Source organism: Streptococcus sp. HPH0090, from assembly GCF_000411475.1.
GTDB lineage: Bacteria > Bacillota > Bacilli > Lactobacillales > Streptococcaceae > Streptococcus.
On the sequence record NZ_KE150464.1, the window covers coordinates 749,901 to 773,671 of the forward strand.

General features: G+C 37.8%; 21 protein-coding genes and 2 tRNA genes. 4 read left to right on the plus strand and 19 right to left on the minus strand.

Annotated elements, in window-relative coordinates:
• Together HMPREF1481_RS05640 and HMPREF1481_RS05645 are read left to right on the plus strand one after the other, a co-directional pair.
• Positions 1-2,055, plus strand: coding sequence for a cation:proton antiporter (locus HMPREF1481_RS05640; RefSeq protein ID WP_016466081.1), 2,055 nt, complete (start codon positions 1-3; stop codon positions 2,053-2,055).
• A gap of 43 nt (positions 2,056-2,098) precedes the next feature.
• A complete protein-coding gene (locus HMPREF1481_RS05645; protein WP_016466082.1) occupies positions 2,099-2,962 on the plus strand; it encodes a YihY/virulence factor BrkB family protein in 864 nt (287 codons plus the stop codon).
• A 75-nt stretch (positions 2,963-3,037) separates the two neighbouring features.
• On the opposite strand, the gene HMPREF1481_RS05650 is transcribed toward HMPREF1481_RS05645, so the two are convergent.
• Entirely contained in the window at positions 3,038-3,979 is a 942-nt protein-coding gene (locus tag HMPREF1481_RS05650; protein ID WP_016466083.1) for an ATP-grasp domain-containing protein, read from the minus strand.
• A gap of 14 nt (positions 3,980-3,993) precedes the next feature.
• Complete coding sequence (locus HMPREF1481_RS05655; protein WP_016466084.1) at positions 3,994-5,244, minus strand: dicarboxylate/amino acid:cation symporter; 1,251 nt, start codon at positions 5,242-5,244, stop codon at positions 3,994-3,996.
• Between the two features lie 245 nt (positions 5,245-5,489).
• Between HMPREF1481_RS05655 and HMPREF1481_RS05660 the strand changes: the two genes are divergently transcribed.
• Together HMPREF1481_RS05660 and HMPREF1481_RS05665 are read left to right on the plus strand one after the other, a co-directional pair.
• Entirely contained in the window at positions 5,490-5,849 is a 360-nt protein-coding gene (locus HMPREF1481_RS05660; RefSeq protein WP_025170012.1) for a DUF3397 domain-containing protein, read from the plus strand.
• Positions 5,850-5,968: 119 nt separating this feature from the next.
• Positions 5,969-7,654 (plus strand): N-acetylmuramoyl-L-alanine amidase, encoded by a 1,686-nt coding sequence (locus HMPREF1481_RS05665; RefSeq protein WP_016466085.1) that lies wholly within the window; start codon positions 5,969-5,971, stop codon positions 7,652-7,654.
• 36 nt (positions 7,655-7,690) lie between these two features.
• Here HMPREF1481_RS05665 and HMPREF1481_RS05670 read toward each other — a convergent pair whose 3' ends face one another.
• The 17 genes from HMPREF1481_RS05670 to codY all read right to left on the minus strand — a co-directional run bounded on the left by HMPREF1481_RS05670 (position 7,691) and on the right by codY (position 23,594).
• Positions 7,691-8,005: a hypothetical protein gene (locus HMPREF1481_RS05670; protein WP_016466086.1), complete on the minus strand. Its 315-nt coding sequence runs from the start codon at positions 8,003-8,005 to the stop codon at positions 7,691-7,693.
• Positions 8,006-8,181: 176 nt separating this feature from the next.
• Positions 8,182-8,254, minus strand: a tRNA-Thr gene (locus HMPREF1481_RS05675).
• Positions 8,255-8,354: 100 nt separating this feature from the next.
• Positions 8,355-9,140, minus strand: a complete 786-nt coding sequence (locus HMPREF1481_RS05680) for an ABC transporter permease (protein WP_016466087.1) — start codon at positions 9,138-9,140, stop codon at positions 8,355-8,357.
• Between the two features lies 1 nt (position 9,141).
• On the minus strand, positions 9,142-9,960 hold the full coding sequence (locus HMPREF1481_RS05685) for an ABC transporter permease (RefSeq protein WP_016466088.1): 819 nt from the start codon (positions 9,958-9,960) through the stop codon (positions 9,142-9,144).
• Position 9,961: 1 nt separating this feature from the next.
• Positions 9,962-10,954, minus strand: coding sequence for an ABC transporter ATP-binding protein (locus HMPREF1481_RS05690; protein WP_016466089.1), 993 nt, complete (start codon positions 10,952-10,954; stop codon positions 9,962-9,964).
• A gap of 314 nt (positions 10,955-11,268) precedes the next feature.
• On the minus strand, positions 11,269-11,814 hold the full coding sequence (locus tag HMPREF1481_RS05695; protein ID WP_016466090.1) for a histidine phosphatase family protein: 546 nt from the start codon (positions 11,812-11,814) through the stop codon (positions 11,269-11,271).
• Positions 11,815-11,871: 57 nt separating this feature from the next.
• Positions 11,872-12,804 carry an alpha/beta fold hydrolase gene (locus tag HMPREF1481_RS05700; RefSeq protein ID WP_016466091.1) on the minus strand — a complete coding sequence of 311 codons (933 nt, stop codon included), beginning with the start codon at positions 12,802-12,804 and terminating at the stop codon, positions 11,872-11,874.
• 193 nt (positions 12,805-12,997) lie between these two features.
• A complete protein-coding gene (locus tag HMPREF1481_RS11000; RefSeq protein ID WP_016466092.1) occupies positions 12,998-15,220 on the minus strand; it encodes an N-acetylmuramoyl-L-alanine amidase family protein in 2,223 nt (740 codons plus the stop codon).
• Positions 15,221-15,495: 275 nt separating this feature from the next.
• Positions 15,496-16,377, minus strand: a complete 882-nt coding sequence (locus HMPREF1481_RS05710; protein WP_016466093.1) for a class II fructose-bisphosphate aldolase — start codon at positions 16,375-16,377, stop codon at positions 15,496-15,498.
• A 147-nt stretch (positions 16,378-16,524) separates the two neighbouring features.
• Positions 16,525-17,844 carry a sensor histidine kinase VncS gene (gene vncS / locus HMPREF1481_RS05715; RefSeq protein ID WP_016466094.1) on the minus strand — a complete coding sequence of 440 codons (1,320 nt, stop codon included), beginning with the start codon at positions 17,842-17,844 and terminating at the stop codon, positions 16,525-16,527.
• Entirely contained in the window at positions 17,841-18,497 is a 657-nt protein-coding gene (vncR, locus tag HMPREF1481_RS05720) for a response regulator transcription factor VncR (protein WP_016466095.1), read from the minus strand. Before vncR ends, vncS begins: the two co-directional genes overlap by 4 nt.
• Before the next feature lie 70 nt (positions 18,498-18,567).
• Complete coding sequence (gene vex3, locus HMPREF1481_RS05725; RefSeq protein WP_016466096.1) at positions 18,568-19,947, minus strand: ABC transporter permease subunit Vex3; 1,380 nt, start codon at positions 19,945-19,947, stop codon at positions 18,568-18,570.
• Between the two features lie 47 nt (positions 19,948-19,994).
• On the minus strand, positions 19,995-20,642 hold the full coding sequence (gene vex2 / locus HMPREF1481_RS05730; RefSeq protein WP_016466097.1) for an ABC transporter ATP-binding subunit Vex2: 648 nt from the start codon (positions 20,640-20,642) through the stop codon (positions 19,995-19,997).
• 13 nt (positions 20,643-20,655) lie between these two features.
• Positions 20,656-21,933 (minus strand): ABC transporter permease, encoded by a 1,278-nt coding sequence (locus HMPREF1481_RS05735; protein WP_016466098.1) that lies wholly within the window; start codon positions 21,931-21,933, stop codon positions 20,656-20,658.
• Positions 21,934-22,067: 134 nt separating this feature from the next.
• A tRNA-Leu gene (locus HMPREF1481_RS05740) sits at positions 22,068-22,153 on the minus strand.
• Between the two features lie 77 nt (positions 22,154-22,230).
• On the minus strand, positions 22,231-22,806 hold the full coding sequence (locus HMPREF1481_RS05745) for a cysteine hydrolase family protein (protein ID WP_016466099.1): 576 nt from the start codon (positions 22,804-22,806) through the stop codon (positions 22,231-22,233).
• Positions 22,806-23,594 carry a GTP-sensing pleiotropic transcriptional regulator CodY gene (gene codY / locus HMPREF1481_RS05750; RefSeq protein WP_016466100.1) on the minus strand — a complete coding sequence of 263 codons (789 nt, stop codon included), beginning with the start codon at positions 23,592-23,594 and terminating at the stop codon, positions 22,806-22,808. The genes HMPREF1481_RS05745 and codY overlap by 1 nt, the downstream gene beginning before the upstream one ends.
• Between the last annotated feature and the right edge of the window lie 177 nt (positions 23,595-23,771).

Sequence of the window (23,771 nt, forward strand, 5' to 3'; positions counted from 1 at the left end):
ATGGACTTACTTTTTTATCTCTTGATATTTTTACTTGTTCTCATTGTTTCTAGTACGACCAATAAACTACTTCCCTTTTTACCCATGCCCCTGATTCAAATACTTCTGGGGATTGGGATTGGTCTGTGCTTACCGAATAACCAATATCACCTAGACACTGAGTTGTTTCTAGCTTTGGTAATCGGCCCGCTCCTCTTTCGTGAGGCTCAAGAAGCAGATGTAACCTCTATCTTAAAACACTGGAAAATTGTGCTCTATCTGATTTTCCCTGTTATCTTTGTATCAACATTGAGTATGGGAGGCCTTGCCCATGTCCTTTGGATTGGTTTACCATTAGCTGCTTGCGTTGCGGTCGGAGCTGCACTTGGTCCGACCGATCTCGTCGCTTTTGCTTCTCTTTCTGAACGTTTTACTTTTCCAAAACGAATTTCAAATATCTTAAAAGGGGAAGGCCTATTAAATGACGCTTCTGGGCTAATTGCTTTTCGTGTAGCCCTCATCGCTTGGACAACGGGAACTTTTTCAATCGCTCAAGCAGGAATATCTCTGGCTATCTCTATCGTTGGAGGGCTTGCAGTTGGTCTTATAACGGCTTTAATAAACCGATTCCTCCACTCCTTCCTTCTAAGTGTCCGTGCTACTGATATAGCCAGTGAACTACTGCTAGATCTTAGTTTACCACTTCTAACCTTCTTCATAGCTGAAGGAATTCATGTTTCTGGAATTATCGCAGTCGTTGTTGCTGGTATTTTGAAAGCGAGTCGTTTTAAAAAGATAAATCTTCTTGAAGCCCAGGTGGATACTGTGACTGAAACCGTTTGGCACACTGTAACCTTTATGCTCAATGGTTCTGTCTTCGTTCTGTTGGGAATGGAACTGGAGATGATTGCGGAGCCAATTCTGAAGAGTGCTTTTTACAACAAAGTGCTTCTTCTCATCACGGTTTTCCTCTTAACCTTCTTACTTTTTGCTATCCGCTTTGTAATGATTTATGGCTTTTACGCTTTGCGTATAAAGAAACTTCAAAAAAGTCTCCACAAGTATGTTAAAGATATGCTTCTCTTGACATTTTCTGGAGTTAAAGGAACAGTTTCTATTGCTACCATCCTCCTGATACCGTCTAACTTAGAGCAAGAATATCCTCTACTTCTCTTTCTCGTCGCAGGTGTGACCCTAGTCAGTTTTCTTACTGGATTATTGGTCTTACCACACCTTTCTGAAGAGCAAGAGCCATCTAAGGATCATCTCATGCACATCGCTATCCTAAATGATGTTGCCATGGAGTTAGAGAAAGATTTGGACAATACCAAAAACAAGGTTCCCCTCTATGCGGCGATCGATAATTATCATGGACGGATTGAAAACCTCATCCTCAACCAGGAAAATAAGGAAATCCAGGAAGACTGGGAAGCTCTCAAACTACTGATTCTCAGTATCGAGAGCGATGGTTTGGAGCAAGCCTATGAAGAAGGCAAAATCGGCGAAAGAGGATATCGTGTCTACCAACGTTATCTGAAAAGCATGGAGAAAAATATTAAACGAAACTTTGCTTCTCGACTAACCTACTACTTCCTTGTTTCTATTCGGATTGTACGTTTTCTCCTACACGAGTTGCTCACATTTGGCAAAACCCTCCGTTCCTTGAAGAACAAAGAAACCCAAAGACTTCTGGCCATTGACTATGACCAGATTGCTGAACTCTACCTAGCCAACACTGAAATCATCATCGAAAGTTTGGAAAACCTCAAAGGGATTTATAAGAGTTCTCTTATTAGCTTTATGCAGGAATCTCGTCTCCGTGAAACCAGTCATATTACCAGTGGTGCCTTTGTGGAGCGGGTTATCAATCGTATTAAGCCCAATAATATCGACGAAATGCTGAGAGGTTATTATCTAGAACGTAAATGCATCTTTGAGTACGAGAAACAAAAACTCATCTCAGCCCAGTATGCTAAAAAACTACGACAAAATGTAAACAACCTAGAAACCTATTCTCTAAAAGAATCAGCCAACACGCTACCTTATGATATGATGGAGTTGGTTCGACGAAATTAAGATTTAGGATAAAAAGTGAGACTTTATTGTGGAGGATTATGCAATGAAAGAGTTGTGGAAACAACTAACTAATAGGCCCTTATTAAAAGCTTTTTTACACTACTATCGTGTTTCAGATATTGAATTAACCAGTGTAGCTGTGGCTTATTATTGGTTGATTTCAATCTTTCCACTTCTCATGATAGTGGTCAATATCCTTCCCTACTTTCAGATTCCAATCTCTGATTTTCTGATTTCACTGAAGGAATTTTTACCTGATACAATCTATGACGTAGTAGCAAAGATTGCCCGCGAAGTGCTAACACAACCATCTGCTGGTCTCTTGAGCTTTGCGGTGATATCAGCTCTTTGGACTTTTTCAAAATCTATGAATTTCCTTCAGAAGGCCTTTAATAAAGCTTATGGAATCGCTAAAAACAGAGGACTTATTTCTCATCAGTTGATGAGTATCCTAGTTAGTTTGGGATTACAGATTCTCTTTGCCATAATTCTCTTCTTCAGTATGTTTGGTCATATGTTACTAGACTTTCTTAAGAACTACTGGAAATCTGAGAGTTCCCTTTTTAGTTACTTACAAGATTTTACAGGGCCTTTAGCTTATGTATTCCTCTTTGCAATCCTCATCATGATTTATTACTTACTTCCAAACGTGAAAATTGGTCGTATTCGTTACGTCCTTCCTGGAAGTCTATTCGTATTCGTCACTCTTATTTCTTTATTAACCATCTTTTCAGCTTACTTCAATAACTATGTCAACTATCTCGTCGACGTTCGATTTTTCAGTTCCATCATCGTTGTTGTCATGATGTTTTGGTTCATTATCATTGCCAAGTTATTGATTGTTGGTGCTGTGATTAATGCCAGTGTTCAAAGTCTTAAGGATCCAGATTTCAAGGTCAATCAATAATTCTCATCTACTTGTATATAACGAAAACAGATAAATCCCCCAGTCATTTAATACTGGGGGATTTTCTTTAGTACTTTATTGTCCACTCGTTAGGGCTTGCAATTCTGTTTTTAGATATTGAGCCAAATGTTGGTGAGCAAAAATATTGGCATTTTTTTCTGCGGTAGGATTGTAGTTTGTGTTGGTATTTACATCATAAACATAAATATCACCACTCTCTGACTGAACCCATTCAATAGCAGCAACTTCAATCTGAGCATTCTTAAGGAAGTTCTCATAAGCTTCTCTTCGAGAATCTGGTAGAGGTTCTGTAATCTGAAATTTTTCAGACGTTTCTAGTTGTTCTGGTCTCTTGCCAATTTGACAACCATCTGCTGGACAAAGTTGGAATCCATCTGAAGAATCGATTGAAACAGTATAGAGAAACTTCTGATTGATAAACTCTGAACGACGGATACGTCCATCACTTGGTTTGATGTAGGCTTGTAACAAGGTAATCCCGTCCACTGATGGTTCAAAGAGAGGGCTATTGACATAAGCTTCAAGTTCTTCTTCATTTTGGAAGAGTTGAACGCCTAACCCCTTACCTGCTCGATTGTGCTTGGTAATCAATGGATAGATGTTCAATTTTCTGGCTGCTTCAATGATATTTTCTTGGCCTAAAACTGCAACTGTCGCAGGAGTCTCAATGCCAGACTCGTTTAACTTCAAATATTGTTTGACTTTACTGATTTCTAGGTTGATAGCTCCAGTTCCATTCACAACCTTGCGTCCGTGGGCTTCTAACCAAGTAATCACCTGCTCTGTAAATTCTGGCGCATAGCGATGTCCTCTTGTGTGAGAAGACGCAGACATACGATTGTAGAAAATACCCTGTGGCGGTGGACTTTGCAGATCCAAAATTCCACTAGACAAATCCCACAGTTCATAAGGGACTTCTAGTTCTTCCAACCATTTGACCAAATGCTGGGTCCATTCAAGATTCTCATGAATCACATAAACTTTTGCTTCACTCATTACTTATCATCTCCTTAAGAAAAGCTGACTGATAGTTGGCTTTCCTTTTCTTCTTCTAAAATATATCCTTCTGTTTTTTCGATAACGCTAACTGTTAAGATTTGACCCAAAACATTGATCATGGTACGGCCAGCATTGACAAAGAAATCAACTGCAAAAATCAAGGCTACTCCTTCAACTGGTAAGCCCAACTGAGGTGCTGCAGCTAGTAGAACCACGATAGCTCCTGATGGTACGGTTGCCGCAGTTTTTCCAATCAAGGTCAAGAGTAAAACAGTAAACAAGAGACTTGATAATGAAAATTGAATGCCATAGGCGTGTGCGATAAAGATTGTCGCCACTGAGAAATATACTGCTGCTCCTTCTAAGTTAAAAGTATATCCTAAAGGAACAACTAAATCAATCGTATGCTCGTCATGCCCCTGTTTTTTCAAATCTTTAAGAAGGGAAGGCAAGACAACACTAGAACTACCCGTAACAAAAGCCAGGGTCAAGAGACTCCAATTTTCACGAAATGCTGACAAATATGGTACTTTAAAGAATAGAGCAATCAAAGGGAAAATAAGGAGAACCAAAACAGCATAGGCCAAGTAAGTTCCGATTACAAATTGACCAAGTCCAATCAATTTGTCAACACCAGTAGTTGCAACGTCTTTTGCGATAAATCCAAAAATCCCAATCGGTGATAGTTTAACAATCACTGCAACAATCTTGTAGATGGCTTCAATCCAGATTTGGAAACCTTCGATAATTTTCTGAGATTTCTCAGACTTAAGGTTACCAATTCCGTAACCAAGAAAGATAGCAAAAACGATAATCGGCAATAGAGCACCATCTGAAAGAGATTTGACGATATTTGATGGAATAAAACCAAGGAGAAATTCGCTAAATTTTACATTGTTGGCGATACCATCAAGGTTTCCACCAGTTTGACCAATGTTCACACCTTGTCCAAATCCCAAATAATAACTAGCAAATACAAACAATAGGGTAATAGCAGTTGTTACTGCGAAAAAGTAAACCAAGCTCTTGGTCAAGATTTTCCCGAAAGATTTTTTCCCGATAACTCCAGCTACTGCAACAACGATTGTTGGGAAGATTAGTGGAATGATAACCATATTGATCAATTTAATAAAGGCTTGACCTAAAAATTGATAAAAACCTGCAAATTGTGGCCAGATGACCGCAGCAATCACACCCAAGACCAAAGCCACCAATAATTGGATTCCTAGTGAGAGTTTTGACCATAACGTAACTAATTTCATAAGAAACTCCTTTGTTTTATTTGCTACTCATTCTACTACTATTCTTGCTTTCTGACTAATATATATTTTCTATGGTCACCATAAAAAAGATTTATATTGAAGACTCAAACTATTACATTTTTTGTATCCAACATACACTGAATTTGTATAAAGTATAAAAAATCAGTTTCTAAACAAAAATTTTTAGAAAAACACTGTTAAATCAAGGAATATGCTTTCCTATTATTCAAGTTTTATGATACAATATTGTTATGATTTTAATGAAACTCGCTTCCGTCTTGCTTTTGGTATTAACCTTGGCTTTAGCAATTATTCTGAGCAGATTCTTTAAGTTAAAGAAAAGAGGCATCAACTTTGCTGATCTGGCTTTTCCTTTTCTAATTTTTGAATATTATTTTATCAGTGCTAAGGTTTTTACACACAATCAACTTCCCGTTTTGGGAGCAGCATTATCCTTGCTGGCTATCATTCTAGCCTTTTTCTTCTTGAGCAAAAAACGTAGTTTTTATTATCCAAAATTCCTTAAATTCTTTTGGAGAGCTGGATTCCTACTCACATTGCTCATCTACATCATCATGATTGTTCAAATCTTTATGATGAAATAAAACACTATCAATTTTCACCAGCACCTCAACAAAGTTGGCAACCCGACGTTCCATATGATGTGCTTTTCTAATGACATTTTAAAAAGAGATTATTAAAAAATAAATAGGAGATCAAACAAGTGAAAAAAACGTTCTTGGCAAGTGCCATCACGCTTACTTACTTAGGATTAGCAACAAACCCAGCTTTAGCTGAAGAAAATAAAGTCCAAACTACTACGGTAGAAACAACTCAAGAAACTACAACAGCTAACAAGGTTGAAACAAAGGAGCCTTCAACTAAGGAAACAGTTCCTTCTACTGAAGCAAGTTCAAGTTTACCGACAACTTCTACTACAGCCCCAAATACTAGTCCAGCTAAGAAAGAAGAAAGCAAGGCTCCAGAAGTCATAAAAGAGGGTTGGGTATTTGAAGGAAATATCTGGCGCTTCTATGAAGCTAACAAGGCTGCTATCAATTGGAAAAAAATCCACGGTAAATGGTACTACTTCGATAAGGATGGTATCATGCTCAGCGATACGATTTATGATGGGTACATCCTGACTAGCAACGGTGCTATGGTTGATAGCGGCTGGGGTAAAATCAAAGATAAATGGTATTATGCTAATCCATCTGGAAGAATTGTTAAAAAGGATTGGAAAAAGGTTGGTGGGGTTTGGTACTACTTTGATAAAGAAGGCATCATGCTCAGCAACACCATTTTTGACGGTTATATCTTTACCAATAGTGGTGCCATGGCTGAGAGCGCTTGGGTTAAACAAGATGGCAAATGGTATTATGCCCAAGCATCTGGTAGCTTAATCAAAAACAAGTGGGATAAAATCGGTGGAGTTTGGTACTACTTTAACAAAGATGCCATCATGGCAAGCAACCAATGGCAAGGCAGCTACTACTTAAAAGCTAGTGGTGCAATGGCTGAAAGAGAATGGATTTTTGATAAAAACTACAATAGTTGGTTTTATTTGAAATCAGGTGGTACATACGCTGCGCGTGAATGGATTGGTTCCTACTACCTCAAGGCCGGTGGTTACATGGCTAAGAATGAATGGATCTTTGATAACTACTATAATGCTTGGTATTACCTAGAAGAAAGTGGTATCTATGTCACAGGAACTCGTAAGATCGATGGGAAGGCTCATCAGTTCCAAAGTAATGGAAAATGGATTGGCGAAGTACCAATCAGTCGTGGATTTGAAAAAGGAAAATATACGAAAACTGTTTTCTTAGATCCAGGACATGGCGGTAAAGATCCAGGTGCTGTTTATTACAACACTAATGAAAAAGACCTCACCTTGCAAGTTTATAAAAAACTACGCAAGGAACTCCAAGGTCTTGGTTATACCGTTCTTTCTTCAAGAGATAGTGATGTCTATGTCGACTTTGTCACTGAACGTTCAAAAATGGTCAACAAGACAAACTCAGATATCTTCATTAGTATTCACTTCAATGCAAGCGGAGCTCCTGCTTCTAACCGCTCTGGTATCCAGACTTATTCTTACGAAGAAGATCCAGGTTATAGCTCTAAGATTAATCAGTACTGGCATAACCACCCTGATCGTATCAGTGAAAGCAATCGCCTTGCTGCTGATATCCACTCTTCACTCCTAGCTGAAACTGGTGCTAAGGATGCAGGCCTCCTCCAAAGTAGCTTTGCTGTCCTTCGAGAAACGGATAAACCAGCTGTTCTATTGGAGCTTGGTTATATTGACAATTTCAACGAAAACCAACAAATTCGTAGCGATGCCTACCAAAATAGATTAGTGGCAGGGATTGTCAAAGGTATTCAAAAATATTACGCAGGTAAATAAAGTAAAAGTCCCGAGAAATCTCGAGACTTTTTTGTATTATGCTTCTTTCTTTTTCATTTCTGGAACGAGGAATCCAATTCCCACGCAAGCCAGCACTCCTGCACCGATTACCAACCCACTTGAAAGTGGTAAGATATCAAGAATAGCATTTGCAATGATAAAAGCAATGATTAAGCACATGAGACTAGCTTTATAATCTTTTTTCACTAGATTTTCAAGAGTAAAGAATAGAAATAGACCCACTGGAAAGAGTGCCCAGATGTTAACATCCAAACTTGGCCATCCAACAAAACCAAAATACAAGACTACTGCTGCAACGACTAAAAATCCGATACCTAATACTCTTTTCATGATATAACCTCATTTTCTAATTTGTTAGGAAGCTTTATCTCCCTTTGACAGTTACTACTATAACAGAAATAAAAATCACAAACAATAGCTTTTGCCTATGTGGTAGACATCGCAGACTATGTGGTCAGAATCTTATCAAAAGAAAAAAAAGAAGTCCAAGAGGACTTCTTTTACTCTGCCGATTGCAGGGATCGAACCTGTGACCTACGCGTTACGAGTGCGGTGCTCTACCAACTGAGCTAAATCGGCAATTACCTTCTTAGTATAGCACTCTGAGAATAGATGTCAAGAAATTTTCATCTCCATTAGAAAAAGCCTATCCTGAGACAAGGCTTTGAGATTATTCCTCTTAGGAACCCGCACTTTCGTAGGCATCCAAGCCCCTGTCCCATAGTTTCAAAGAAATAACAAAGAAGACAAGGGAAATCAGAATCAAACCACCGATATTAAAGAGTCCATCCTTGCCCTGTAAGAAATAGCTGGCAGGATAGTAGGCCGTAAAGGCGAAAGGAACGATAAAGCTAATCAACCAACGAAGAAGCGAATTGTAAATGGAAATCGGGTACTTGGCAAAATCATTAAACATATAGAAAATATAAATCATGGCACCTGACTGCTTGGTCCAAAAAGCGATGCTGGCTGTTGCAATTTTCAAGGAAGTATAGATCAAGGTCGCAAAAGGAATACAAACTAGAAAAATCAGGAATTTTGGAAGTGTCCAAGCAATGCTAGTCGCCGTTGTCGCTAGTAAAATTCCACCAACCAAAAGTTCACCCAAGGCATCAATCTGAAAGGTCTCAACGAGGATATGGAAGAGAGGATTGATGGGTCGAGTCAGATACTTGTCAAACTCTCCCTTTCTCACCAAGCGTTGCCCCAGTGCCCAGAGATTGTCAAAAAAGAGATGATCTAATCCCTTTGGAATTAAGGAAAATCCATAGATAAAGGCAATCTCTTGAAAGGTCCACCCTTCTAGCGAGGGGATGTGTTGAAAGAGTACATTAAGAAACAAGAGGTTCAGGCCTTGAGTCAGAAAGACTCCCAAGACACCTACCACAAAATCAACTTTGTATTCCATGATTTGCTTGATGTATTGTCTGATAAAAATCAGATGCATGCGTTGATATTTTTTCATCCTAACCTCCTTGAATGGTGATAAATGACTGGACTCGTTTCCAAATCAACTGAGACAAGCCCACCATCACTATAAGCCAGAAAAGCTGAAGCAAAAGTGCTTGAAGAATCTGACTGGTATCGTATTTCCCAACAATAATCATGACCGGAGTGTAAATTAAGGATGAGAAAGGTAAGAAGGACAGAATATCTGAAATGACCTTTGGAAAGAAAGCCAAGGGAATCAAACTCCCAGACATAAAGGCTACTATGGAAGTCTTGAGTAGATTGGAACCCCATAGATTTTTAAACACAAAGGCTGAAAATCCAAAGCAGATATTAAAGAAAAAGTTGATCAGGTAGGCTAGGATTAAGCTAAAGAGATAAAGAATTGTTAATCCCAGTACTTCTACAACCCCTTGCCCAGATAGGATTTTCATCAATACAATAACACTTAAAAATGGCAGTCCAACAGAGATAAAAATCAACCACTTGGATCCAAGCTCTGTAAAGAGGTAAGAAGCTGCAAAATGCACTGGTCTCAACAAGCGCATAATGATAGAGCCATCCTTGACCTCATCACCAGTCATAAAGGAAGAATCCGACCTAGTCAGAAGATTAGTCACAAAACTCATGATGATGTAGAGGGTGATATCTGCCATACTGAAGCCCTGAATCAAAGACTCCTGCGAGGAATCAAAGACCGCCTTCCAGAGATAGAAGGCCACAAAAGCCCCCATGACATCGCCGATCCGATAAAGAATAAAGTTGACTCGATAGGTAATCAATTCCTGAATCCCCGCATTGATAAAGGGTTTATAACGTCTCCACAATTTGACCATCTTAGAGCTCCTTTCGATAGAAGCGACGGATAATATCTTCAATATCCGTATCTACCATCTTCAAATCTCGGACTTCAAAATCAGACAGGGTTTGTTTGATAATATCAGCTGATTGGTAGCGAGAACTATCGAATTCAATATTAAGAGTATTTCCTTGTCTATCAATGGATATATCAGGTAAGCCTTCATAATGAGAGACGAGATGACTTTGACCTGGTAGCAGTTCAAAGGAAAGAGTCTTCATCTTGCCAAAGGTCTCCTTGAGCTGGCTCACCGTTCCATCAAAAATCTCTTGCCCCTTATCAATCATAAAAATCCGATCACAGAGTTGCTCAATATCACTCAAATCGTGAGTGGTCAAGAGAATGGTGGTTTCTTCCTCTTGATTGATCTGAGTAATGGCCCGACGAATGTTATCCTTGACCGAAACGTCCAAACCAATGGTCGGTTCATCTAAAAAGAGAACCTTGGGATTGTGAAGCAAGGAAGCCGCAATATCCGCTCTCATCCGTTGACCTAGTGAAAGAGTCCGCACAGGATCCTTGATAAATTCCTTCAAATCCAAGACTTCATTCAAAAAATCCATGCGCTTATGGAAGAGCGAATCTGGCACATCGTAAATCTCTTTTAAGACCGTGTAGGTCTCTTGCAGAGCCAAATCCCACCATAGCTGGGTTCTTTGCCCAAAGACAACCCCAATATCCTTGACATAATCTTGGCGATTGTCCTGGGGAATCTTGCCGTTAATCCGACAAAAACCAGATGTCGGTTTCAAAATCCCTGTCAGCATTTTGATAGTTGTCGACTTCCCAGCACCATTCGCCCCGATAAATCCTAAAATCTGCCCTTTTGGAACTTCAAAAGTTAAATCCTTGACCGCTTCAAAGGTCTGCTTTTCAGGATGAACAAAGGAGCGCAAAGCTCCCTTCAAGCCCGGTTCCTTAACAGTCTTCACAAAATTTTTCTGAAGATGTTGCACTTCTATCATTGCCATATCTATCTCCCTTTAGTAAGAAACAACATTGTATTTTTGACTACAAATATTCTAAACCCTTACTTTCTACACCTTCTCAATATTATTACAGAAGGATTTATACCAACCTATTATAATCCAATAAAAAAAGGAATGCAAGCGTTTGCTTATAGATTATGAAATTAGATATTTCTCTCTTAAAATAATACTTTTGAGTCAGAAATTCTGGTTTAATAGTTCCTTAAAACACCAAAAAACCTGCCATTAGGGGCAGGCTACGAATTGTAAAAAAGCAAACTATTTTGATCAATATGATTCACTATTTAATCAAAGAACTAATCTTTCATAATTCTTTTCACAATCCCATTTCTATCAATTAGAAAACAATCTGGAAAGGTCATTTGCTCCCATTTTTCATAATCAAAACTGGAATCAAAGTGATGTAGTAGTATTCCTATCAGATTCCCGTGTGAACTAAGTAAAATCGTTTTTTCTGAGTATCTCTCTTCCAATTCCATTAAAAAATTTAGTACTCTAGCTAGTGCATCTTGATTTGATTCCCCTCCTGAAAGAGATTCACTGGGATTTTGCCATAAATATTTAATACTGTCTTCAAACTCAGAATCTTTTATAATGGTTGAAGATAATTTTCGCTCTCGTAACCGATTATCAAGAACTATTTTATCAAATTGAATTGGCGAGCTATTAATCGTTTCAAATGCTCGTTTATAAGGACTAGAAAAATAATGATCAATATTAAAAGAATTCAAAAACTCTAACTGGTCAAGAGATGAAAATCCTTTTTCTGACAAAGTTCTATTAAAATCATCACTTGAAAATTTTGAATGAGCATGTCTAAGTAAAATATAAGAATTATTCATAAGTCATTACCTTTCAATTATTGTCATCAGTCTAAAATTTAAATGATCTCTAAACCATCAATGACTCTTTAAAAAATCTTCAATCTGAGAAACTATTTCATGACTTTGATAATGATAAAGTTCGTGAGGCGCGTCCATATAGATGACTTGAACATTAGACTGGTCACTAGAAAATTTCTCTGCATAATGCTGCCATTCTGATTTGCTAAAGGTCGTGCCTTCACCGTTAGAAACCAGTAATAAGGTGGGAATTTTCGGATTGATGCTAGAGGGAACTTTTTTGGCATTTTCCTTTACCAAACGGGATTCATGAAGCATGGCTTGTGACATTAACTGCTTATATGCTAGTAATTTATATTGTTTTCGTTCAGTTTCAGTCAGAGTTGGATTTTTTATATAAAAGGACTCAGGGAAATAGCGTAATAAGCCAATCTTACTGCTCCAATAAGCCACAGTAAGCAAGGCCTGATTATCCTTTAAATCCTCATAACTTGCTGGTAATGCCCAATCCAGACCAACCAAGGCTTTCACTTCATCAGGATACTTTTCCTGCCAAGCCAGACTTTCAAGACTAGCCATTGAATGAGACAGAATGATAAAAGGTCCTGTGACATCTGCTTGTGATAGAGCTTGACGTGTCTCAGACAAAACTTCCATCACATCTCTGGATTGATTACTATCCTCGCTATAACCATAGCCAGCCCGCTCCACGATGACTACCTTATATTTTTTTGATAAGGAATCTGAAACATTCTTAAAGTCCAAGATTGGGGAAGCAATTCCAGCACCTGATAGAACTACTATTGTCTCTGGACCATCCCCCTCAACGTAAACATTGATTTTGTGTCCATTAACGACAACAGTTTTACCCATAGGAGTTAGAGAGGCTTGTTCCTTTTCTAAGCTGCTACGATGAAAGATGAATGTCCCTACTAAAAACAAAAGAATGAAACTAAGAAGCCCTAGACACCATTTTTTCAGTATTTTCATAGCATTATTGTACAAAAATTAGACTCTTTTAGCAACTTAAGTTAAAGAATTTTCCAGTATAATCTGTATATATCCAGAAACAAAAAACCCACCTTCACAGGCGAGTTTCATTTTGTATAGTTCAGCTAGATTAAGCTTTACCTTCTGAACCGAATACGTCGATACGTTCTTCAACTTTAATATTCACTTAAAACTAATCCATACACTCACCTTTTTCATTAACTCTATACCCATCTATAGTAGTATTAACTGCGAGCTCTCCTGATGAATATGAATAGTACCATTTTTCTCCAACTTGATACCAACCGGTTGCCATCGAACCATTGTCATTTAAGTAATACCAAGCTCCATCGTCTTGAATCCATCCGGTTGCCATTGCCCCATTATCTTTTAAATAATACCAGACATCTTTGTCTTTAAGCCATCCGGTTGCCATAGTTCCATCATCGTTTAGATAATACCAATTGTCATTATCTTGAATCCAACCCGTTGCTAAAGAACTACTATTATTCAGATAATACCAAGCTCCATCATATTGATTCCAACCTGAATCGGATGAGTTCTCACTACCATTTAATACCTGAATTGCATCTATAATTTCTCTCAATTCAACTTTTTTTCTGTCTTTGATAACAGATTGAACTTGACTCTCAACAAACTCTTTTGCGTAATTTCTACTTCCCTCTTTTCTCTGGAACATATCTTTTAATAAATCTTCTAAACGTTCATTAAAAACTCCTTCTTGAATTTTATTAAATTCTTCCTGAGACAAAGAAATTATCATTACAAGATCAATAAATTCTTCTTTTAATTGAGCAAACATTTCCACACGATCATCTTCTATAAATTGATCCGCAATGAGTTTAACTCCGAATCCTCCTGCGATACCACCAGCAAGTGCTCCTACTACAGCTCCTACTGGTCCAGCAAGTGCTCCACCAACTGCACCTGCTCCAGCTCCAGCAAGCATCCCGCCACCAGCAACCGCTACATTTTTTAAGAGTTGTTGTGAGGAAATTCTTCCTACTAGGGCATCAAAGATATCTGGTGTAATAATAACTGCAAACGATATCACAGGTGCAGCTCGCCTTGCAACCACTTCAGCCGTAACTTTTTTTCTAAAATAATCACTAATTTGTGTTGTTAATCTTTTTGCAAATTGCTGTGACCCAGCATAGATTAATGTACCCTTTACCAGTGCCCAAAATCCTTGTTCACCAGCTATTAGAGTAGCTTTCTTAGTTTCAATACCTGACCATTTAGCTTGAGCAAAAACAATTACAAAACTAATACTTGCTCCAGGTAAAGAATTAATTGCTCCATCTAATGCATCATATTTAAGTGATGTTAATTTTTCTGATTGCGCTATATTCTTTGCCTCACCATAGGTAATACGTCCTTTTCTGATGATATTTTTAGCCTCAGCTGGGTTAGTTACTCCTTCAACTTTTCCTTGTCTAATTTTTTCTCCAAATATTTCTAGCCCTCTATCATATTGATCCTTAGGGATCTCAAGTTGCTTATCTTTATACTTGTACATTCCATTATTACTAGAATCAAATGCCGCATTTACACTCTCCCTTGCATCTTTATGATATTTGGTTTGGATTAATTGATTCCCAACTCTTCTATCCGCTCCATTTAACTCATTTCCTTGCCCTACTAGTTCCACTTTTTTAAAAGGATATCTTAGTTTATCAATTGTATTATTCGCATACTCGGCCGCAAAGCCATGTCCTCCCTTATCATTGTTAACAATACGATTTAATTGAATATCCTTAAATACTGTACGAGTTTTTAAAAAAAACCAAGAAACAACTCCTAATTCAGTTCCTCTTCTAAAAGTAGTTGAATTAACATTCTTTTTACCAATTTTTAATAACTGTGTATTTAAATTTTCAACTTGAACATCATTTGTATAACCAGAATCAATCAATTCATTGAATTCTCTCAAAGTATAAATTAGGTTTTTTGGAGAATTCAATCGTTTGATAATGCCATATGGATAGTAAAATACTAAATTATGATTTTCGTCAACTGATACTTTCCATAAATTTGAAAAAGGGAAAAACTGTACATTACATTCTTCTTGATCTTTTATTTGAACTTTTTCAAAAATACCATACTGTGTCAGAAGTAAACCATACTCTTTAAACTCTTCTTCTTTTAAACTTCTAACTGGAGAATAACCAAAAAATTCAAATTCAGTATTACAAAATTCATAGTAAAAATCTTTTTCTGAATCAATAAACCATTTTGCACGACCATAAGGAACAGCTTCTCCATAATAATCAAATGCATTCCTTGCAATTGTTCTAAAAATCTGTCTTACTTTTTCCTCACTATGATTATGGACCCCTTTAATTTTTCTTTTCCAGGAAAAATATTGAAAAAAACTCACTATGTTATCTTTCATACTTAATAAATAACCTCTCTAGTATTAACTAAACACTATAAAAATAAAATTACTTTTTCCAAAATATGGTTAAAATCATTTGTATAAATTATCAATATTTAGTTGTAAATTAAATAAATTATAACAAAAGCATAATATAAAGTCTATATGATTTATAATAATCATTTTATGTTTAAAAATAAAAGTAATCCCCTTTTACTAAAATTACGAAATATATTAGGAACACAAAAAACCCACCTTCACAGGCGGGTTTCATTTTGTATTGTTCAGCTAGATTAAGCTTTACCTTCTGAACCGAATACGTCGATACGTTCTTCAACTGATGCTTGGATAGCTTTTACACCGTCAGCCAAGAATTTACGTGGGTCGAAGAGTTTCTTCTTGTCGTATTCTGCTTCGTTTGCTTCGTAGTCACGAGCAAATTTACGAGTTGCGTTAGCGAATGCGATTTGGCATTCAGTGTTAACGTTAACTTTAGCAACACCAAGTTTGATAGCTGCTTGGATTTGGTCATCAGGAATACCTGATCCACCGTGCAATACGATTGGGAAGCCTGGAAGAGCTTCTGTCAATTTTTGCAAGTGGTCAAGGTCAAGACCTTCCCAGTTTGCAGGGTAAGGACCGTGGATGTTACCAATACCAGCTGCCAAGAAGTCAATACCAGTTGCAACCATTGCTTTAGCGTCTTCGATTGGAGCCAATTCACCTTTACCGATGATTCCGTCTTCTTCACCACCGATAGTACCAACTTCAGCTTCTACTGAGATACCTTTAGCGTGTGCTTTTTCAACTACGTCTTTAGCCAATTTAAGGTTTTCTTCAACTGGAAGGTGTGAACCGTCAAACATGATTGAAGTATAACCAACTTCGATACACTCAAGTGCATCTTCGTAGTGACCGTGGTCAAGGTGGATAGCTACTGGTACAGTGATACCCATTGATTCTACAAGGTTAGCGATCAAGTTGCGAGCAACTTTGTAACCACCCATGTATTTAGCAGCACCCATTGAAGTTTGGATCAAAACTGGAGCTTTTTTAGCTTCTGCTGCGCGCAAGATAGCTTGAGTCCACTCAAGGTTGTTTGTGTTAAATCCACCAACTGCATAACCGTTGTCACGAGCTGCTTGGACAAATTTTTCTGCTGAAACGATTGCCATTTTATCAGGCCTCCTGTATATTTTTATGGGATATCCCATTTACATTGTTCATTTTATCACTTTTTGACAAAAAAATCTAGTTTTTCCTGTAGATTAGATTGAATTTCTTCTATCTAAAAATATGGAACTCTCCTCAAAGTCCTAATCTTATAGGTCTTTAGGTAGGTTCATATAAAAGGCTAAGTGGTCTTCATAGCGTTCAAATCGATAGTCAATTTCTTCGTTTTCCAATAAACTTTTAACTACGAATAGTCCCAAACCAGCTCCCTTACTTTGTCTACTAGAAACTGTAAAGGATTGTTCAAATTTATCTTGCTCCTCAGGTGTACAGGCGTTCTCAATGAAAAGCCAGCCATCTTCTGTCCCAATTTTTAAATAACCACCTTGAACAGAGTGTTTCACAGCATTACTGATAAGATTGGAAAGAATTAGCTTGAGTACTGAAGGATTTAGATAAGTTTGTTGGTCAGTCAGTTGATTCACAACTGAGATTTCCCTCTCTTTAGCTAATAAATCATAATCCTTTAAAAGAAAATCTGTCATTTCAAGAAGGTTGATTTGTTCTTTCTTATCTCGCAATTCTTGCACTGAAGAAAGGGATAAGATTTGCTGAACGTGGTGAGTCAAATCATCCACAATACCCAAAGAAACTCCCAGATAATGGTCACGATCTTTATAGCGTCCAATATTGGCTTTCATATTCTCCAGAAGAATCTTTAGACTAGCTAGAGGTGTTTTCAGTTCGTGGGAAGCACCTCGCAAAAACTCAACCTTCATCTTTTCCAGCTGGAGGATGGCCTCGTTCTTTTCATGCAAGTCTGCAATGACCGTCAAGAGATGCTGATAAAGGCTATTGATTTGTTCTTTGAGATCGCCAATTTCATCCTTAGAATCCACGCGCAACCTCACTTCTGCATCTAAATCCATCATCCGTCGAGTCACTCGTTTGATTTCCAAAATAGGAGCAACAATGGTTCTAGCATAGATAAAGGCGATGAGGAGCGAAATGATGAAAGACGCTAATAAAGTATAAGGTAGAAATTGAAGACTGATGTCTTCTGCTTCTTTCTGCAAATCCATAGAAGCTAAAAACTGTAAGGTCATGGTCTGACCATCCTTAGTTTGAACTTCTCTTTCCTCAATAACCAAGGAGGCCGTTTGTCGTTGTTTATCAATGGGAAGATTATCATTGACTTCCAACTTATCCTGAGTCATCTCTCCCTTAACAGCTCCCTTAATATCACTGCTTTTAGAATAAAGTTCAAGGACTTCCTGAATAGCTTGACTGTCCTTTCCTTGGAGGGACTGGGCAATTTCTGTAGCCTTTTGCCCGATGCTCTCCTGACGGTGACTGAGATAGGTCGGAGGAAAGAGGAAATAGATGGCCAAATGCAAACAAATGACCAAGGTAGAAAATACCGAGAAGGTATAGATAAAAATTTTTTTAAATAAACCTGAACGTCTCATTTTCTCTCCAATTTATAACCAACATTGCGCACGGTAAGAATACAGTCTAAATCCAATTTTTTCCGTAGTTCCTTGATATAGACATCGATCACTCTGTCAAAAGGAACCTCATCTGTCATCTTCCATACAGCATCGATAATCTGCGACCGTGTTAAGGCTCGACCTTCATTTTTAACCAGATAGTCTAAAATTTCCAGTTCTTTTGCATTCACTGCAACTTCTTGACCAGCCACTTTGGCGCTATAACTGTCAAAGTCTACCTCGGTGTCCCTATAGGTAAAAATACGACCAGTATCATAATAACGTTTAAAGATGGCATCCACTCGTACTTTTAACAAAGAAAGGGAAAAGGGCTTTTCCAGATACCCATCTGCTAATGCAGCAAAGGCACTCATCTTATATTCTTCGTCCTGAAAGGCTGTCAACATCAAGACCGGAACTTGGCTACTTTTTCGAATTTCTGACAAAACCTCTAAACCATTGAGTTTCGGCATTTGAATATCTAAGAGAATCAGAGCAACTTGGTGATTCGAAAATTGCTCTAAGGCCTCAAGGCCATCTGCTGCCTGAATGGTTTCATAGCCACAATCCGTCAAATAGTCACTAATTCCCTCGCGGATCATGTCTTCATCTTCTACAATTAGAATTTTCATATAAATCCTTTTCTATCAAAAATGCTACCTATATTATATCTCATTTGAGTGAGAATAGGTAGCAGGATTCTTATTCACCGTCTATCAATAGTTCTTTTGGTTGTTTAAAGAGGAGATTGCTTGAAGCAAGTGCCATAACAAGTACTACTAGAACTAATCCAAGAACAAAAACGATAGCAAAATCTGATGGCTGAATGGAAATATCTAGACTAGAAAGTGTTTTACTAAAGCCGTCCACTTCTGCTCCACCACCGAGATTGGAAGCTTGTGCAGCCTTACTTGCCTGCTTGGCCACATCTGATGTGACATTGGCAAGTACTGTATTTCCAATAGCACGAGCAGTATAGTTAGCTAAGAAGTAGGCTGAAATAAGAGCTGGAATTGCAATCATAACTGCTTCTGTGATAAATTGTCCTAGAATACTTGCTTGTTTTAGACCAATTGAAAGGAGAATTCCAACCTCTTTACGACGGGCGTTAATCCATAGTGTCAGTAAGAGAGCGAGTAGAAGAACAGAGAAGCTCAAGCTACCCCAGAAGAGGAGATTAGCCATCTTGTACATGCCTGAGATAGATTGTTCAAGAGCAGGATAGTTTGATGAACTCTTAATCAAGCTATACATCTTCCAGTTGATACCGTTGATAGAGCCTATTTCTTGCATGACACTATCTAGGTTCTTATCTCCAGCTACAAAGAAAGTAGCATCTCCATAAATAGCTGTATCTTCTGTATAACCATAGAGTTGGGCAGCTGTGTGAATATCTGTGATAGCTGTATTCTCATAGAGTTCTTGTGAGTAGGTTACAGCAGATTTGTTATGTCCATCAAAAAGTCCTTTGATCGTTACTTCTACTGTTTCCTTGGCTCCTTTTTCATTATCTGCATCGTAGATATTGGAGTTCAGTTTGACCTTGTCTCCAACCTTCCAGCCATGTTTAGCAGCCAAGTCTTTGTGCATGAGAATCTGGTATTTGTCATCGTTTGTTAAATGCTCACCTTCGACCAGTTTGTAAGAGCCTGACACAAACTTGTCTTCTTTAGAAGAGTCATTGACTCCTGTTATCATCAAGCTACTTCCAAAACGTTGAGCTCGATCTGCAGTTAGATTTTTCTTGGTTTCAGGCGTTTCAATCAGTTCATAGCCTGTCAAATCACCGATAGCATTAATCCGTTTGATGTAGGATTCAATGGCCTTATTTTCGGTAATTTTTTTGATATCTTCACCCTTGATATTCCCCGCACCACGTGGAGTTCCTTGATTGACCCTACGGTTGATTTGCATGGAGAAACTATTGGTGATATTTTTAAAGGTTTCTTGAGAAGCCTTGGCTGTCGCTCCCTTGATAGATAAGCCGACCAAACTCAAACTAGCCATCAAGAGAATGATAAGAAAGATCACAATAGACTTGAAAAATTTTCTTGTGACGTAGGCAAATGCGTTGTGTAACATAGGATTCCTTTCTAGATTTACTTCAGTTTTTAATATGTTTAAAAGTTTTAGTTACTGTTTGTTCTTATTTCAGTCAGTTTCTTATCCTTCAATTCAAGTGTAATATCTGACGCCTGTGCTACTTCCTTGCTGTGGGTCACAACGATCACACACTTGCCTGTTTTCTCAGCAAGAGATTTGAGCAAATCGATGATATCTCCAGCAGTTTTAGGATCCAAGTTTCCTGTTGGTTCATCTGCTAAAATCACTGGTGCTTCCGATACAAGGCTACGAGCAATGGCAACACGTTGTTGCTGTCCACCTGATAATTGGAGAACATTCCGCTTGATTTGACTTTCATCTAAACCAAGTTCAAGAAGGGTATCCTTGCTAGCCTTTTTATTGACCAAGCGGATATTTTCCAATGGAGAAAGATAATCAATCAAGTTATAGTTTTGGAAAACTAGCGAGATATGGTGCATGCGATGATAAGAATAACCTTGTTCACGAATATCCTTGCCTTCGAATAGGATAGCACCTTCGACTGGGCTATCAAGTCCTGCTAAGAGAGATAAGAGTGTTGACTTCCCAGCTCCTGATTCTCCAATAATACTATAAAACTTGCCAGGTTCAAAATCGTAATTGATTTTATATAAGACTGCTTCTGCAGTATTTTTATAACGATAAGTAAGATCTTGTAATTGTAGTAATGTCATGATTTCTCCTTCATTAACTAATAGATGATAAAATTTCTTTCGGTGATTTTCTAAATAAAAAGATAAAACAAAGTGCAACTGACAAGCAGCTGATTATAAGTAGGAAGATATAAGATTCTCCAAATGATAGAAGACTTGTTGTAAGATTCGTTGCTTTTGACAGAGTATCTTGTAGAGCAGCTTGGTCGCCACTTGTTAGTACAGTCTTCAAGAGATAGGAAGTAATGGCATTTCCAGCTACAAATGCAGGCAGAATAGATGCCAATGAAACTATGATGACTTCCAGGCAGAATTGGCTAAAGATTGCTCCTTTTCCCTTACCTAGTGCCAATAAAATACCAACCTCGTAGACTCGCTCTCGTAACCAAAGTGACAAGACCAAGATCAGCGCTCCTACACCAGCGATCATAATGCCATAGAGGAAAATCTGTAGGAAGGTTTGGAAGGTCGAAACTGAATCCTTGATTTGTTCAAAAGCCTTATTTTCCTTTTCAACTTGATAACCTTTGGTTTCCAGGGATAACTTTTCAATCTCTTGAATAATACTATCCATATCTTTTGGATTTTCTAGATAGAAACGAGCGGCGCTAACTTGAGCTTCCTTATTTCCAAGAAGAGTTTGGCTACTTTCGTAGTCTGTATAGACCGTGTTTTCACTAAAATCTGACGAAAGACCAGTGAATTTTTCTTGCTTCTTACCTGAGAAAATACCCACGATTTCATAGTCTATCCTTTGTCCACTATTTCCTTCAACTTGTCCAGAATTTAAGTTAATCTTATCTCCTAGCTTTAGATTGTTTTTCTTAGCTAAATCTTCGTGGATTAAGATTTTTTTACTGTCCCCTTTTTCGAGATGTCTTCCTTCTTTAAGACTAAAGGCGGAGCTTGTAAAAGAAACATCCTTGGAAGAATCTTCTAATGCAATTAAAGTGATGAGATTTTTTTCAGCCTCTGTCAAATCATCCCTTTGGATACTTTGTTCTCCAGTAACAACTTCTTTGTCAGTCAACTTGGCTATTGTTTCTAGCTCAGGTGAAATCTTCTCAAGACCTTTTATTTTTTTAAGGTCATCTAGTTGAGACAGTTGAAAGGTCTGATCTGCTTCTATTCTTTTAATCGAAAAAGACGTATTCAATGAGCGATAGAGATTATTTTCTACTGCTTTGTTGGACTTCATAAGCGTCAAACAAGCCGATATTCCAGCCAATAAGACAAATAGAATCAAGAATAATATGAGACTTCTCAGTCGTTTTCTGCTGACGTAAGCCCAAGCTCTTTGAGTGGGATTCATATAGCACCTCCATATTTGTAAAACCATTATAATATTCAAATATGAAATGTTTATGAAATACCAAAAAAAGAGCAAAAATATTTTTGCTCTTTTTGATGAAAAATAAAAAGCTAGCCAAAGCTAGCTCACTAGTATGCGGAGAGAGGGACTTGAACCCTCACGACCTAAAGCGGTCACAGGATCCTTAGTCCTGCGCGTCTGCCAATTCCGCCATCCCCGCGTCGATTACTTTACTAGTATATCAACTTTGAAAAAAATTGTCAAGACTTTTTTCAGATTTTTTCATCTTGAAATGTATTATTCTGTAATTTCAAGCAAATTTTCATCGACCAATTTCGCACCAAGTGTATTCTTGAAATGTCCAAGTGCAAAGGCATGATTTTCAGGCCAAATGGATGCTACTGCTGGTTTCACAACTTCTATCTGGTAACCAAGATTATAAGCATCAATGGCCGTATGCAAGACACAAATGTCAGTAAGAACTCCTGTCAAAATGACTGTATCTACCCTACGCTCTCTGAGACGGATATCCAAATCTGTTCCAGAAAAGGCCGAATAGTGACGTTTGTCCATCCAAAAAACACGACTATCATCGGCGTATTCCTGATAGAACTCGGCTAGTTTGCCATACAAGTTTCGTCCACTAGTCCCAATAATATTATGTGGTGGGAATAGTTTGCTTTCAGGATGAAAAACATCATTTTCTTCATGGGCATCGATGGTAAAAAAGATGTAATCGCCACGTTCAAAAGCCTTTTGGGTCACATGATAGATATCATCAGATATTGCTTGAGCTGGAGCGCCCGCAGTCAGTTTCCCATGATTCGCTACAAAATCTTCTGTATAGTCAATAGAAATTAAAGCCTTAGCCATTAATAGTCCCTCTTTTTCACTTCTTCAAAAATATCTGGAATGAGAACTTTGAGATAAGTTCCTTTCATACCAAGAGAACGACTCTCAATAATCCCTGCAGATTCGAGTTTACGAAGGGCATTAACAATTACAGAACGAGTGATACCGATACGGTCAGCAATGACTGAAGCTGTTAATTGACCTTCATTACCATTTAATTCAGCTAGAATAGCCGATACTGCTCTAAGTTCAGAGTAAGAAAGTGTATTGACCGCCATAGTTACAGCCGTACGACGACGAATATTTTTCTCATCTTCTTCACGTTGGAAGTTCAAGAGTTGAATTCCTACTACTGTACTGGCAATCTCAACCAGAATCAAATCATCTTCTTCAAACTTTTTATCATTGCGCCAAATAATCAATGAACCCAAGCGAATACCAGAGACATGGATTGGAGCAATCGTTGTCAAACCATCTGGGAAATCAGAACGACTCTCAGTTGGGAAAATTGTCAAATCATGCTCAACTGGAAGATTAGCCTCCGTATCGTAGATCATGTTCGCACCTTGCACATAATCTTCTGGGAAAGTCTTTGATTGGAAGAATTGCTCTACTCGGTCATTATTAGTTTTGTAGCGCATAAAGTAGCCCAACAAACGACCCTTGCTATTCACAATACAAGCGTTACAGTCAATAATGTCTGCTAATTGACGTGTAATGGCATTATAAGGAAGCTCATCTTGTAATTGCTCCTCCGAACGCTTTAAAATTGATGTGATTTTTCTTGTTTTTTCTAATAAATGTGCCATTTTTTACCTCGCATATAATCGCTTTCATTATATCATAAAATTCTGACTTTTTCAACAATTATCTGAAAATTGTTTATTGAATTGCAATTCAAGTGTATTCGAAAATTTTTCCTATTTTTTATAATTTTCTTATTGACAGCTTTCTGATTTTTTGATAGAATAATATTACAAGATAAC

Bases quoted from the DNA above. Each gene is read 5' to 3' on its own strand.
- HMPREF1481_RS05670 (WP_016466086.1), bottom strand. From the start codon at position 8,005: ATGAAAAGAGTATTAGGTATCGGATTTTTAGTCGTTGCAGCAGTAGTC.
- HMPREF1481_RS11000 (WP_016466092.1), bottom strand. From the start codon at position 15,220: ATGAAAGATAACATAGTGAGTTTTTTTCAATATTTTTCCTGGAAAAGA.
- HMPREF1481_RS05650 (WP_016466083.1), bottom strand. From the start codon at position 3,979: ATGAGTGAAGCAAAAGTTTATGTGATTCATGAGAATCTTGAATGGACC.
- HMPREF1481_RS05695 (WP_016466090.1), bottom strand. From the start codon at position 11,814: ATGAATAATTCTTATATTTTACTTAGACATGCTCATTCAAAATTTTCA.
- vncS (WP_016466094.1), bottom strand. From the start codon at position 17,844: ATGAGACGTTCAGGTTTATTTAAAAAAATTTTTATCTATACCTTCTCG.
- HMPREF1481_RS05690 (WP_016466089.1), bottom strand. From the start codon at position 10,954: ATGGCAATGATAGAAGTGCAACATCTTCAGAAAAATTTTGTGAAGACT.
- HMPREF1481_RS05655 (WP_016466084.1), bottom strand. From the start codon at position 5,244: ATGAAATTAGTTACGTTATGGTCAAAACTCTCACTAGGAATCCAATTA.
- HMPREF1481_RS05745 (WP_016466099.1), bottom strand. From the start codon at position 22,806: ATGGCTAAGGCTTTAATTTCTATTGACTATACAGAAGATTTTGTAGCG.
- vex2 (WP_016466097.1), bottom strand. From the start codon at position 20,642: ATGACATTACTACAATTACAAGATCTTACTTATCGTTATAAAAATACT.
- vex3 (WP_016466096.1), bottom strand. From the start codon at position 19,947: ATGTTACACAACGCATTTGCCTACGTCACAAGAAAATTTTTCAAGTCT.
- HMPREF1481_RS05680 (WP_016466087.1), bottom strand. From the start codon at position 9,140: ATGAAAAAATATCAACGCATGCATCTGATTTTTATCAGACAATACATC.
- HMPREF1481_RS05735 (WP_016466098.1), bottom strand. From the start codon at position 21,933: ATGAATCCCACTCAAAGAGCTTGGGCTTACGTCAGCAGAAAACGACTG.
- HMPREF1481_RS05645 (WP_016466082.1), top strand. From the start codon at position 2,099: ATGAAAGAGTTGTGGAAACAACTAACTAATAGGCCCTTATTAAAAGCT.
- HMPREF1481_RS05700 (WP_016466091.1), bottom strand. From the start codon at position 12,804: ATGAAAATACTGAAAAAATGGTGTCTAGGGCTTCTTAGTTTCATTCTT.
- vncR (WP_016466095.1), bottom strand. From the start codon at position 18,497: ATGAAAATTCTAATTGTAGAAGATGAAGACATGATCCGCGAGGGAATT.
- HMPREF1481_RS05710 (WP_016466093.1), bottom strand. From the start codon at position 16,377: ATGGCAATCGTTTCAGCAGAAAAATTTGTCCAAGCAGCTCGTGACAAC.
- codY (WP_016466100.1), bottom strand. From the start codon at position 23,594: ATGGCACATTTATTAGAAAAAACAAGAAAAATCACATCAATTTTAAAG.
- HMPREF1481_RS05685 (WP_016466088.1), bottom strand. From the start codon at position 9,960: ATGGTCAAATTGTGGAGACGTTATAAACCCTTTATCAATGCGGGGATT.
- HMPREF1481_RS05640 (WP_016466081.1), top strand. From the start codon at position 1: ATGGACTTACTTTTTTATCTCTTGATATTTTTACTTGTTCTCATTGTT.